Origin of the sequence: Winogradskyella sp. A3E31, from assembly GCF_046720935.1 — a bacterium.
GTDB lineage: Bacteria > Bacteroidota > Bacteroidia > Flavobacteriales > Flavobacteriaceae > Winogradskyella.
Map to the genome: position 1 here is coordinate 242266 of NZ_JBHNWH010000003.1, position 14009 is coordinate 256274.

A 14009-nucleotide genomic window follows, 5' to 3' on the forward strand; every position below is an offset into this window, starting at 1 on the left:
CATCCCAACCTTCCCCAAGGGAAGGAGGCACAAGAGACTAAAAAATATGAATAATAAATAAAAAATACCCGTAATAATTTCTTCCCCTCTGGGGAAGTTAGAAGGGGCTTATTATGAAACAAGCATATATAGTAAAAGCATACAGAACAGCAGTCGGAAAGGCTCCAAAAGGGGTGTTCCGATTTAAAAGAGCTGATGAATTAGGAGCTGAAACCATTCAGCACATGATGAAAGAACTGCCTAACCTCGATGTAAAACGTATCGACGATGTCATTGTAGGTAATGCAATGCCAGAAGGTTCACAAGGTTTAAATATGGCGCGATTTATTTCTTTGATAGGTCTAAATAGCGTTGATGTACCTGGTGTAACCGTAAACCGTTTTTGTTCTTCAGGGATTGAAACGATTGGAATTGCCACAGCAAAAATACAAGCCGGAATGGCAGATTGTATTATTGCTGGCGGGTCTGAAAGCATGAGCTCTGTTCCAATGACAGGATTTAAACCTGAATTGAATTACGATACTGTAAAAGCAGGGCATGAAGAATATTATTGGGGCATGGGAAATACCGCTGAGGCAGTAGCAAATCAGTTCAACGTATCACGTGAAGATCAAGATGAGTTTGCTTACAACTCTCACATGAAAGCGCTTAAAGCACAAGCTGAAAACCGTTTTCAAGACCAAATTGTGCCAATTACTGTAGATCAGACGTATATCGACGAGAATGGTAAAAAAGCAACAAAGTCTTACACAGTTACTAAAGATGAAGGTCCTAGAAAAGGTACCAGTAAGGAAGCGTTGGCAAAACTAAGAGCTGTATTTGCCCAAGGAGGAAGTGTTACAGCAGGTAATTCGTCCCAAATGAGTGACGGTGCAGCTTTTGTTATGGTAATGAGTGAAGATTTAGTGAAAGAATTAAATATTGAGCCAATAGCACGTTTGGTTAGTTATGCTGCTGCAGGTGTTGAGCCTCGCATCATGGGAATTGGCCCTGTAAAAGCCATTCCAAAAGCACTAGAACAAGCTGGCTTAAAACAAGATGATCTTGGGTTAATCGAGCTAAATGAAGCTTTCGCATCGCAATCTCTAGCTGTCATACGTGAATTAGGCTTAAATCCAGATATCATAAACGTCAATGGTGGTGCCATTGCATTAGGACATCCACTAGGCTGTACAGGTGCTAAACTCTCTGTGCAATTGTTTGATGAAATGCGTAAGCGCAACATGAAAGGAAAATATGGCGCTGTAACCATGTGCGTTGGTACAGGTCAAGGTGCATGTGGAATTTTTGAGTTTCTTTCTTAAAAGAGATTAGAAATTAGAAGTTAGAGATTAGAGCTGAAAAAATAAATGAGTAGTAGAAAACGACATAACCATCGTAATTTAAAAATTTGGCAATTAGGCACAGAAATCATGAAAGACGTATATGATTTAACTGCCGTTTTTCCGAAGAGAGAAGATTACAGATTAACTTCTCAATTAACGAGTTGCGCGGTTTCAATGCCATCAAATATTGCCGAAGGGTCAGCAAGAACCGATAAAGCATTTAGCACATTTTTAGATTATTCATTGGGTTCTTCTTTCGAATTAGGAACTCAACTAATTGCCGCTCATCACGCTAAATATATTTCAGAAGAACAATTTGAAAAAATAAATAATAAAAACAACGAATTTCAAAGAATGACGATAGGTTTTATGGGAAAGCTATAGAAGTCTAACTTCTAACCTCTCACATCTTATTTCCCTTTAAGAAATTCAATAAAAAAGAAATAAAACTTTAATAGCTATGGCAGAAACAGAAAATAAATATATTCTACGAGGTGGTCAATTCTTAGTTAAAGAAACCAACTGTCAAGACGTTTTTACTCCTGAAGATTTTTCAGAAGAACAACGAATGATGAAGGAAGCGGTTATGGAATTTAACGACCGTGAAATCATTGCGCACAAAGATCGATTTGAAGCAAAGGACTATGCACTTACCGAAGAGGTAATGCGTAAGGCTGGTGAACTTGGGTTCTTGGGAGTAGCTGTACCTGAAGCCTATGGTGGATTAGGAATGGGATTTGTATCTACCTGCTTAACCTGTGACTATATATCTTCCGGAACTGGTTCTTTCAGTACTGCTTTTGGTGCACATACCGGTATTGGCACAATGCCAATCACACTTTATGGTACCGAAGAACAAAAACAAAAATATGTACCAAAATTAGCTACTGGCGAATGGTTTGGTGCGTACTGTTTAACAGAACCAGACGCAGGATCTGATGCTAACTCAGGAAAAACGACAGCTGAATTATCAGCAGACGGAAAGTCTTATAAGATCAACGGACAAAAAATGTGGATTTCAAACGCAGGGTTCTGTAGTTTAATGATCGTTTTTGCACGTATTGAAGATGATAAAAATATTACTGGGTTTATTGTAGAATACGATCCAGAAAATCCAAACGGAATTACTCTTGGTGAGGAAGAACATAAACTAGGTATTAGAGCAAGTTCAACGCGTCAGGTGTTTTTTAACGACACTGTTGTACCAGTAGAAAATATGTTGGCTGGTCGTGGAGAAGGTTTTAAAATTGCAATGAATGCTCTAAACGTTGGGCGTATAAAATTGGCTGCGGCATGTTTAGATTCTCAAAGAAGAATTTTAACTACTGCCGTTCAATATGCTAATGAGCGTAAACAATTCAAAACTCCTATTGCAGATTTCGGTGCCATAAAAATGAAGTTAGCTAAAATGGCATCTGATGCTTATGCTGGTGAATCTGCAACATACCGAGCTGCTAAAAATATTGAAGACCGCATTGCACTTAGGGAAGCCGCAGGAAATTCTCACCAAGAAGCAGAACTTAAAGGAGTTGAGGAATATGCTATAGAATGTTCAATTCTTAAGGTAGCTGTGTCTGAGGACGTTCAGAATTGTGCAGATGAAGGTATCCAGATTTTTGGTGGTATGGGCTTCTCTGAAGAAACGCCTATGGAAGCCGCATGGAGAGATGCACGTATTGCAAGAATCTACGAAGGAACTAACGAAATCAATAGAATGTTGTCTGTTGGTATGCTAGTGAAAAAAGCAATGAAGGGTCATGTTGACTTATTAGGCCCAGCACAAGCTGTACAAGAAGAATTGTTAGGCATTCCTTCATTTGAAACTCCTGACTATTCAGAATTATTTTCAGAAGAAAAAGCCATGATAGCCAAAATGAAGAAAGTCTTTTTAATGGTTGCTGGAGCGGCTGTTCAAAAATTTGGAACAGAACTAGAGAAGCATCAACAGTTGCTTATCGCTGCTGCTGATATATTAATTGAAATCTATATGGCTGAGTCTGCAATTTTAAGAACTGAGAAGAATGCTAAGCGTTTTGGTGAAGATGCACAGTCTGTACAAATAGCAATGTCTAAATTATATTTATACAACGCGTTAAACACGGTTGAAGACAAAGGAAGAGAAAGTATTATTTCTTTTGCTGAAGGTGATGAACAGCGCATGATGCTCATGGGTCTTAAACGTTATACGAAATATCAGAACTACCCTGATATTGTAGATTTAAGAAATGAGATTGCAGAAAAAGTTAAAGCTGAAAACAAATATTGTTTTTAGTTTACACCCTAAATTAATAGCAACTAAAAATCCGACACTTTTAAAAGCGTCGGATTTTTTTTTCACTATATTAGACTAAATTAATCCAACCGTATGAAAACCAAACTCATAGCACTGCTTCTCCCTTTAAGTCTTTTAGCAGTGGCACAGCCCGATACTGAAGTTTACCTTTTCGAAATAAAGGTCAATAATAGCCAACCTGAATTACGAAATGGCAAAAACATTTCCAACAATGCTGGCTATGATAATCAGCCTAACTTTTACAGTGATGATATTATTTTATTTGCTTCCACTAGAAATGGGCAAACTGATATTGCATCTTATACAATCAAAAGTGGTAAACTAGATTACATTTCTAACACAAAAAAAGGTGGAGAATATTCCCCTCAGAAAATTCCAAAAAAATTCGCCATCTCTGCTGTCAGATTAGATGATGATGGCAAGCAACGTCTTTATGAATATACATGGAGCGACGGTACATCAACTGAACTTATAAAGGACTTAGTCGTTGCGTATTATACTTGGTCTGATGAAAACACGGTAGTTTCAGCAGTTATTGAAGATGAAAACTTAAACTTATATGCATCCAATATTTCAAATGGCACTAACAGAAAATATGCTACCAAGGTCGGCAGGTCTTTCCATATTATTCCAGGGTCTAATTTAGTGAGTTACATTTCAAAACAAAATGATGCGCAATGGCAAATACGGTCTGTGGATCCAAGTACAGGTAATACCAGACTTTTGGCAAATACATTGAAAGATGTTGAAGATATATGTTGGTTAGACAATAGAACGATACTTTCTGCTAAAGGAAGCATAGTATACAAATTGACCTTGCAACAAGATAACAATTGGAAAAAAGTAGCTGATTTATCTTCACAAGGGATTAGCACCATCTCTCGACTCGCCGTTAACGGTAATTCTACACAATTGGCATTGGCTGCGGAAACGAATATTGATGAAAACACCTCAACTTCGAACACAAGCCAGTCCTCCACCCCATCGGAGGCGGAAGCCATCGTCCAGAAACAGTTAGACGCCTATAATGCTAGAGACATTGATGCGTTTATGGCGACTTACACCAATAATGTAAAGATTTTTAACTTTCCAAATACCTTGATGTCTGAAGGCCAAGCTGCCATGCGACCCGGATATGAAACCTTTTTTAAAAACACACCCGACTTACACTGTGAGATTTTAGAGCGCATTGTTATTGGCAATAAAGTTATTGACCACGAGTATGTTACAGTTAATGGTAACACGTTTAAGGCTGTTGCTATTTATGAGGTTGAAAATGGATTGATAGCTAAGGTTACCTTTATCCGCTAAGATTTGTGATTAAATTCTTCCTCCATATTTGTCAATCACATTCTCTAAGAAAAACAAGCTTTTTACTTCTTGTTTTATTAACACATAACATTTTCTCTCAAGAGCTTTCAGAAAATTATAAAGAGTTTAGTTACGCTGAATTTTTTAAAATGATTGAGGCAGAAAAAGATACCATCTTTAAGCTTAAGGATGCCATTATTAGGTATAATGTTAAAACAGATTCTCTTTTAACGACAGCCAAATATTCCTTTATGGATATAAGCCTCTTAGATCCTAAAAAAGAGAAAATGGTAATAGACAAGCATATTGAATTAAACAATATCCTTTTTTCAAATAAAAAAAGAACTAAACTTAACGAAAACGATCCCAATGAAACTGTATATTTCAGTGGATACTTGTTAAATATTCATTTTAAAAAAACAGTACGCTTCAGTAACGTTGGTGGAGCTGAAATATACCATTGTCGTTTTGATGAAGGACTACGGATCTTAAATTATGAAATTTTTGATTTAGAAGAAAAATTCACTAGAGAGAAAAAAGTTCAATTATCGATAGTCTTAGGTCATAATGCATTTTATAAAATGTGTAATGTCTCATTACGGAATAATAAAGAAAATATCTCATGGGATGGCTTAGAAGTATTTAGAAACACATTTTACACCAACTATGTTGAAGGTAACAGATCATTTCAATTTACAAACTTCAGTCTTTATAGTGTTCGTGGATCGACCATTTACAATAATCATTTTTTAGGAAATGGGTTTATTACATTAAATCTTAATAAACTTAAGTATATAATAATGGAAGGTAATACGTTCGTAAGCCCAAGAGTTACTTTGCGTGTTGATTTGCAGCATGAATCCTTAGTTATAAAACAAAACGATTTCATTAACGGGTTAAAATTGACCCTCAATAATTTAAATTCATCTGACTTAGTAGAATGGAAACAGTTTAACAACAAAATTTACTCCGACAATGCTTTCATGAATTATACAAACATGTTACCAGATGAAGAATTTGTAAAAATAAATACGGATTCATTTAATTCCTTTTACAAGGAAAAATTACGTTTTCAAAATGCAGAAGTATATGCCGGAGAAGCAGCACTTAGAGGCGGGTTATACCGACATTATCGAGATAATTTTGACATGGTAAGTGCCAACAAAGTGTATATGAATCTGAAAGATTTTGAAACCAAACGTTTGGAATATTTGTTTGACTCCAATCCCAGCTTTGATAGCTTTTTTCAATGGAAAGTGAATCAATTTTTAAAAGTGTTTTCAGATTATGGCACCAAACCTTCCAAAGCCATAACCTTTTCCGTGTATGTTATTTTTGTATTTGCCTTGATTTATCTATTCTTTCCTAATTCCTGGGACCGACATGGTAAAAACAGAATTCTAAACAGATACAGCTTCTTCTTAAAATACATGAATAAGCAGGCGGGTATACACGAAGTATATTTGTCCGACCAGAAAGAAGAATTGATGGGCTATGATGAGTATAGAAAACTCATTAAATCATCCGATAAAAAAGTACCAAAATTCTTCACCTCAACAGCTCTTCCAATATATAAATGGTCTATTTCTGGTACTAAACTATCTGCTGCCTTTTTAAGCAAGATTGATATAATGCAAGGCACTTGGAGTGAGTTGCCACACCATAAACGTTTTTGGAAATCCGTACTTTTAGTTGGTGCTTTCTTAGTATCTATAACCTATGACATATTTATAAAGATAATTAACGCCCTAATGCTCTCCATAAACACCTTTACTACTTTAGGTTTTGGAGAAATCCCAATTAAAGGTTTACCACGTTATTTAGCTATTATTCAGGGTTTTATCGGGTGGTTTATGCTCACTATTTTTTCTGTTTCTCTTATTTCTCAATTGCTTAACTAATATGATTAAATTCTTTAGACAAATACGCTACAATCTTATGGAACAGAACAAAACAGGTCGCTACTTTAAATACGCCATTGGCGAAATAATCCTTGTGGTAATTGGGATTTTGATTGCATTGCAGATCAACACCTGGAATACCACTAGACTAAACAACAATAAGGAGAAAGAATATTTAAACAATATTCTCGAAGATGTTAAGGCGCAGCAAGAGCTCGTAGAAGATCAAGTGATTCACAATACTCTAATGCGTCTAAAATGTGAAAAAGCCATAAAACACCTAAACTCCAATAACATAAATGCCGATAGTATTAATTATTATCTTACTGATATAACTCGTAAAACTTTTGTCGTTAGCGACCCGACGTTTCAGGATTTAAAAAGTTCTGGAAACATTCTACTCATAAAAAATAGCGGTTTAAGAAAAAAGATTCTTAAGTTTTACCAATACCTAGATTATAGTGCTTTGGTGATACAAATAAGCAATGAGAAAACGATAGCAGAATTTAGAGATTTGTTAGTAAAAGAGAATATCGTTGATATGAATTATACTGATAGCCTTACAGTAGCTGGTGGTGTTGACTTTTCTTTAAAAGCCACACCAATTCCTTGGGCCAAAAAATTACAAGAAGATAAATTTAAAAATAAAGACTTTTTGTTTATGGTTTTAAATCATATTGGACATAGAGGAAGAACAAGTAGTGTCAATTTAGATTTAATGGAAAGAATGGAACTTAGTATTAAAAATATGCAAGATGATATAGAAAACTATCTAAACCAATGATTAAATTCTTCAGACATATCAGAAAAAATCTTTTGGAACAAAACAAAACAGGTCGCTACTTTAAATACGCCATAGGCGAAATTATCCTGGTAGTTATTGGGATTTTAATTGCACTACAGATTAACAATTGGAATGAAAAATCCAAGACCGTAAGTTCAGCAAGGGAGCAACTTAGAATTTTAACTGAAAATGTATCTGATGATCTCATTCAACTAAAAGAACTAAATGCATCTATAAAAAATAAGATATCCGCTGCAGAACATTTGTCCGATCAATTTCAAGAAATAAAACCTTATGACAGTTTAACAACTAGTTACATTGTCGAAATGCTATTTGAGCAAAATTTTTACATCAACAGAACCGCCTATGACAAACTAATGCAAAGTGGAGAGTATTCTGTAATACCAACGGAATTACAGAACCACATATCTGAATATTATAGTTTGCTAGGCCGAGTAAAGGAACGTGAAGAGATTTCAAATTCCTTTATAAAAAAAGAATTAGAGCCTCATTACTTTGATACCTATAGTAAATATAACCGAAAAGGAAATTTACACCCCTTAATTAAGGATTATTATAAAATGGATAATAGGCCAACTTTGACCCCAGATATGGAAAAAATTAAGAATGATAGTAAAATGGAGGCAATGAATTTTGGAAGTCTTTACCAATCTCGCACCCAGCAAGAATTTTATAAGAAAGCTATCGAAAAAGGTAAACTTATTACGGAATTAATAGATGAGTATTTTAATGCTAATTCATAAATAGAGATGATTAAGTTCTTCCGCCAAATACGCTACAACCTCATGGAACAAAATAAAACTGGTCGATACCTCAAATACGCCATTGGCGAAATCATCCTTGTAGTCATTGGTATTCTGATTGCGTTACAGTTTAACAACTGGAATACCGACATGCAAACCAAGGAGGTACAAATAAAGTATCTCAATGAAATTGCCAATAATTTAAAAGCAGATTTAAAAGATGTAAGATTTAATATAGGTTTTAATGAAACAAGGCTTAATGCAAGTCGAATTGTTTTAAATAGTCTTGATCACAATGTTACATATTCAGATTCATTAGATGTCTATTATGGGAGTTTACTTTATACAACAAGATCTGTGGTTAACTATAGTGCCTATGAAACGTTAAAATCTAAGGGGTTAGAAATAGTTACTAATGACAATTTAAGAAAAGCAATTACAAAACTTTATTCTTTCTATTACCAAAATGTAATTGACTTTGAAACCCAAGATGACCATGCTATGCAATATCAGATTGTAATGCCAACTGTTTTAAGCAGAATTGAGGTCAGAAAAAAAGATAATAATGCCATAGCTGGCGAACAGTTAGGAAAACCAATCAATTTTGAGACACTTAAAAATGATGTAGAATTCAAAAATGCCATTGTAATGAATGAAGACCTGAGAGTCTATATGCTTAAAAACTATAGGCAGTTAGAGCAAAATATACTAGAATGTACTGCGCTAATCAATGATGAATTAGAAAATTTAAGATGATAAAATTCTTCCGCCATATACGTCAATCTATGATAAATCAAAACAGAACCAAAAAATATCTGCTCTACGCCATTGGCGAAATCATCCTAGTGGTCATTGGGATTCTCATTGCGCTTCAGATTAATAATTGGAACGAAGAAAGAAATACAAATGTCAATTTAAATAAAGCACTCAAAGCTTTAAAAACCGATTTGGTTCAAGATTCACTATTAATTACCAATCATCTACCAGACGTAAACTATCAATATCAGCTCAATGAATCGCTTAGAGAGCGCATAGCAAAGCCCAAAGCAACGGTTGATACACTGTTGCGAATTACCCGAAACGAATTCAACCCAAACTGGAACAATCCCATTTTCTATAATACCAACGCCTATAAAAGTTTAAACGATACAGGGCTCATTGATGTTATGAATGATTCTCTTAAAGCCCATATAAAAGATTATTACAATGGTAAGTTTTACCGCGAAGGAATGGTTGAAAGCGTTTCTAAAGATTACCGGGAAAAACTGGCGCAATATGTCGACACTTACACATTTGGTTCTACATCGCTTCACGATCAAGGTAAGCTTATTGATTCCTTAGTTTGGAAAGATATTGACTTAGCCCATTTGGCTGCAGCATTTCAAGGTATTAGCAATTTTAAGCGTATTCTTTTTAGACTGACCAAAGACGAAATGGAATATTCCTTAAGTCACTCAAAAGGGCTAATTCAACATATTGATCAAAACCTAGATGCTAATGATTAAGTTTTTTCGTAAAATAAGACAATCCATGATTAATCAGAACAGAACCAAAAAATACCTGCTTTACGCTATTGGTGAAATTATCCTTGTAGTTATCGGTATTTTGATTGCACTACAAGTCAATAATTGGAATGAAGAGCGCAAGAAAAAAACTCAAATCGATCAATTATTATTAGATATTGAAAAAGACTTAATAAGTAACTATAAGACCACCAACTACACATTAGATTTTTATCGCAAACAAGACTCTCTTGTGCGCCTTATAGCAGCTAAAAAGCTAACTGAAGAAGATTATAACGCTAATTATAATCTCAGGTATTTAGTGTCTAATTGGGAATATCTAATCCCTAAAGAAAAAAATATTAATCAGTTTGTAGAATCAGAAAAGATAATTAATGCAGAATATAAACCTATAATAGAAGCGATAAAGGATATACAGTATAATAAGTTTGCATTAGACGATACATGGTCTAACCTAGACGAAAATATTGAAAATAACGGAAAAACGTTATTTGTTTTTAATTGGTTTGTTAAAAATGACGCGATATCTAACGCAAAGGCCATAGACTATTTTCTTAATGATGAAAGTTATGAAGCACTAGCTTTAGCTTACTGGGCAAAAGTTCAAAATTATTACGACAAGGTAACACGCTACAGAGCACAAACTATGGCGGCGCTTGCAACCATTAAAAGAGTTAAATACGGTTATAGTAATAAAGCTATTATCGAGTTATTTCAGCAATTCAATATGCAACCTTTTGTAAACTATCGTTGTGATGTAGAGGCAGCTAAACTCATGGATCTAAAGAAACGTCGTGCTAGTGAATTGTATGCCAATTTTACAAACGAGACTCTGTATTTAAACATTACCAACAATTTCAGCCAACCTGTTGCTATTTTAGAAATTACACCAAATACCTTTAGAACCATCCCATCTTCAGGCTATTTTGGTCTAGATGGTGATAATAATAATCTCGTTAAAGTAATAGATGAAAGTGGTCATTGTATAAATGCATATGGCGCTGTAGAAAATGGTTATATGATAATTGAATAAAAATATAATGATAAAACTCTTCAGAAAAATTAGATATAACCTCATGGAACAAAACAAAACAGGCAAATATTTTAAATACGCCATTGGCGAGATATTATTGGTCGTTATTGGTATTCTCATTGCCTTGCAGATCAATAATTGGAATCAAAAACGTTTAGAGCGTATTGAAGAGAAATTGATATTGACTAATCTCAAAGAGGATTTTGAGAAAGCTATCACAGAGTTTGAATTTTTAAACGATATCCGAAATAATATAATTTCGGCTGCTACAATTATATATAACAAACAGCCAGAGGAGGTTACAAACTACAGTTCAAAAGATTTAGACAGTTTATTCTTCAGAACGATGAGTGCGCCAACTTATAATAACCAAGCTGGTTCTTTAAATCTGCTTTTAACCTCTGGTAAAATTAATCTAATTGCTAAAGAAAATCTTAAAAAGAAATTAATTCAATGGCCAGGAGATGTGGCTGATATGATAGAAGATGAAGTTGCTCATTTTGATTTGTATCTGCAATATTCAGCAATTTTAGATAACTACATTTGTTGGGACGACGTATTTAAGACGAAATTAGCTAATGATGTCGGACTTCGTTTTGGGGCAGAAAGAATTAAAAGCTTAAGCGAGGGAGATAGACTCACAAGCGATTATAAGGCTATACTAGAAAACAAAGTTTTTTTAAACATGTTAAACAGAAGAGCTGTTTTTTGCCAATTAACTAAAAGTGAAACTATAGAACTTATAAAAAAGGCTCAAGACATAATTTCTATAATAGACAAAGAACTTTCTAAATGATTAAATTATTCCGTCATATTCGTCGCTCACTAATTAACCAAAACAAAATGGGTAAATACTTTAAATACGCCATTGGCGAGATTATCCTTGTAGTCATTGGGATTTTGATAGCGCTTTGGATTAATAATCTAAATATAGCAAATCAACAAAACAAGGAAAGATCTATATTAATATCAAATCTTAAACAAGAACTTAACGAAAATTTAGATCAATTTAATAGAAGGACAAATCATCTCGCGATAACAAATAAAAACCTTATTGAAGTTTTAAATTTTTCTGCTAGTGCTAACACAAAAAAGTCTCTAGATAGTCTAAGGTCTTATGTCACAGATGCATTAGTTTTTGAAGTGGCAATACTTAATAACTCGAGATTAAGCAGTGCTAAATCATCAGGTAAATTCAGTTTATTATCCGAAGATATTACAACAGCACTTACGGATTACGAAACTTCAATTACTAATTACATTGAATTTATAAATCTTACAAACGCAACCTTTCAAAAAGACTGGTCGCAGTTAGTCATTAAATTTAATTCTTTAGAGAATTTTCACAACATGTCCTATCCAGATACCGATCTTGCCACGCACTCGGATTTCATTTTAGATGATGAAGCATTAGCTAAGTATTTAAAAGAGCCTGAAACTTATAAACTGCTTCATGAATATTATACAAAGTATATGGTGGAGAAGCTTTGGTTAAGAGAATTAAAATCTACAATTGAATCTGCTCTTGTAGCTATAGAAAGTAATAGTCATGATTAAATTCTTCCGTCAAATACGTTATAAACTTATGGAACAGAACAAAACGGGTCGGTACTTCAAATACGCCATTGGTGAAATTATCCTTGTTGTAATAGGAATTCTTATTGCGCTACAGATTAATAATTGGAATGAACAGCGGAAATTAAAACATCAAGAAGGTACGTATTACTGTAAAATATTTGAAGATCTTAGAGCAGATATTAATAATGTAGATAGTACTATTGTTTCTTTAGACAAACGGCAAGTCGCTGCTAAAAGGCTTCTTACTAATTTATTAAAAATACAAGACGATAAAGCAGTATTATTAGCTGACTATGTAGCTGCACTACGGTCGATTAAGTTTTTCCCAACAAAAGCGGCTATAAATGATATTACCTCATCAGGTAAGCTCGAAAACTTAAAAAACGAAAACCTAAAAAACGCTATTTTAGACTTCTATACCAATCAAAACTATGCCTTAGGTGTTGTTGATAGCAATAATCAAGAATTATCGGAGAAGGTTTTTAATAATCAAAATTATACAGAATTTGGTCTTCAAGAATTACCATTATACAAAGATATTTTTGGAGAGGAACTTCAAAAACTTTTAAAAAGTACTGAGTGGCAAAAAGACCCAAATAGTTTTTTATTTCATCATTTAAAAGATCATATGAATATGACAATAATTATCTGTGAAAGAGAAAAAGACTTACTACGGAGTATTCAAAAATCAGCTGTTGAACTTAGTCGTCTTATAAAACCATTTTGTAAAACCAAATGATTAAATTTTTCAGACAAATACGCTACAATCTTATGGAAACAGGAAAGACTGGAAAGTACTTAAAATACGCCATTGGCGAAATAATCCTCGTAGTAATTGGGATTTTAATTGCGCTACAGATTAACAATTGGAATGAAAATCAAAAAAAGTCTGCTTATCAAAAGAACCAGTTATCGAATTTACGTACTGAAATAATGGCAATGAGCGATTTTTTAAAAACTCAGATAGGTTATTTTGAGAAAGCCAAACTGGGAACCAAAAGTTATTTGAGCATTGCAGAATCAGAAACCCCATTAACAATTACACCCGACTCAGTAGGTACCCTTTTCAATTATGCATTAAATACAGATCTGGTAACTAGTGAAAGATTGCGTTTTGAAACTAAAATAGACTTTAAATCACTACCGAAGCAATCTTACCATAACCTTGAACAAAAATTAATAGATTGGCGACATTTTGCTGAAAAAATTGGAGCGGATTTTCAACATATTGAAAATAACAGGGAGAATAACCTTCAAAGGGCAATGTTGAATGCAGGTGTACCTGGGTGGCACACGCTTTATAATAGTTATGAGCCTCCCAACTTTCCGATTGATTATGACGCATTACTAAAAAATAGAGAGGTATATGCAGAAATGTATTATAGACACGGACGCATGTCGGGAATTGTAAGAGAAATAAATCTTGGTATTGACGACCTAAATACCATGCTTGTAGAAATTGACAAAGTATTGAACCCTTCTAAAACGAATTAAAAG

General features: G+C 34.0%; 14 protein-coding genes. All 14 read left to right on the forward strand.

Annotated features, from left to right (window positions below):
• Positions 1-113 precede the first annotated feature (113 nt).
• The 14 genes from ACFEMA_RS05580 (at position 114) to ACFEMA_RS05645 (ending at position 14006) form a co-directional block, all read left to right on the forward strand.
• Positions 114-1304 carry an acetyl-CoA C-acyltransferase gene (locus ACFEMA_RS05580; protein ID WP_411767066.1) on the forward strand — a complete coding sequence of 397 codons (1191 nt, stop codon included), beginning with the start codon at positions 114-116 and terminating at the stop codon, positions 1302-1304.
• A gap of 45 nt (positions 1305-1349) precedes the next feature.
• Positions 1350-1709 (forward strand): four helix bundle protein, encoded by a 360-nt coding sequence (locus tag ACFEMA_RS05585; protein WP_411767067.1) that lies wholly within the window; start codon positions 1350-1352, stop codon positions 1707-1709.
• 76 nt (positions 1710-1785) lie between these two features.
• A complete protein-coding gene (locus ACFEMA_RS05590; protein WP_411767068.1) occupies positions 1786-3597 on the forward strand; it encodes an acyl-CoA dehydrogenase family protein in 1812 nt (603 codons plus the stop codon).
• Between the two features lie 93 nt (positions 3598-3690).
• A complete protein-coding gene (locus ACFEMA_RS05595; protein WP_411767069.1) occupies positions 3691-4929 on the forward strand; it encodes a nuclear transport factor 2 family protein in 1239 nt (412 codons plus the stop codon).
• A gap of 5 nt (positions 4930-4934) precedes the next feature.
• Complete coding sequence (locus ACFEMA_RS05600) at positions 4935-6830, forward strand: hypothetical protein (RefSeq protein WP_411767070.1); 1896 nt, start codon at positions 4935-4937, stop codon at positions 6828-6830.
• 1 nt (position 6831) lies between these two features.
• Positions 6832-7614, forward strand: a complete 783-nt coding sequence (locus ACFEMA_RS05605; protein WP_411767071.1) for a DUF6090 family protein — start codon at positions 6832-6834, stop codon at positions 7612-7614.
• Positions 7611-8378 (forward strand): DUF6090 family protein, encoded by a 768-nt coding sequence (locus ACFEMA_RS05610; RefSeq protein ID WP_411767072.1) that lies wholly within the window; start codon positions 7611-7613, stop codon positions 8376-8378. The genes ACFEMA_RS05605 and ACFEMA_RS05610 overlap by 4 nt, the downstream gene beginning before the upstream one ends.
• A gap of 6 nt (positions 8379-8384) precedes the next feature.
• On the forward strand, positions 8385-9134 hold the full coding sequence (locus ACFEMA_RS05615; RefSeq protein ID WP_411767073.1) for a DUF6090 family protein: 750 nt from the start codon (positions 8385-8387) through the stop codon (positions 9132-9134).
• Entirely contained in the window at positions 9131-9883 is a 753-nt protein-coding gene (locus ACFEMA_RS05620; RefSeq protein WP_411767074.1) for a DUF6090 family protein, read from the forward strand. Before ACFEMA_RS05615 ends, ACFEMA_RS05620 begins: the two co-directional genes overlap by 4 nt.
• A complete protein-coding gene (locus tag ACFEMA_RS05625) occupies positions 9876-10934 on the forward strand; it encodes a DUF6090 family protein (RefSeq protein ID WP_411767075.1) in 1059 nt (352 codons plus the stop codon). The genes ACFEMA_RS05620 and ACFEMA_RS05625 overlap by 8 nt, the downstream gene beginning before the upstream one ends.
• 7 nt (positions 10935-10941) lie before the next feature.
• Complete coding sequence (locus ACFEMA_RS05630) at positions 10942-11730, forward strand: DUF6090 family protein (RefSeq protein ID WP_411767076.1); 789 nt, start codon at positions 10942-10944, stop codon at positions 11728-11730.
• Positions 11731-11777: 47 nt separating this feature from the next.
• Positions 11778-12491, forward strand: a complete 714-nt coding sequence (locus ACFEMA_RS05635; RefSeq protein WP_411767077.1) for a DUF6090 family protein — start codon at positions 11778-11780, stop codon at positions 12489-12491.
• Complete coding sequence (locus ACFEMA_RS05640) at positions 12484-13251, forward strand: DUF6090 family protein (RefSeq protein WP_411767078.1); 768 nt, start codon at positions 12484-12486, stop codon at positions 13249-13251. The genes ACFEMA_RS05635 and ACFEMA_RS05640 overlap by 8 nt, the downstream gene beginning before the upstream one ends.
• Positions 13248-14006: a DUF6090 family protein gene (locus tag ACFEMA_RS05645; RefSeq protein WP_411767079.1), complete on the forward strand. Its 759-nt coding sequence runs from the start codon at positions 13248-13250 to the stop codon at positions 14004-14006. Before ACFEMA_RS05640 ends, ACFEMA_RS05645 begins: the two co-directional genes overlap by 4 nt.
• Positions 14007-14009 lie beyond the last annotated feature (3 nt).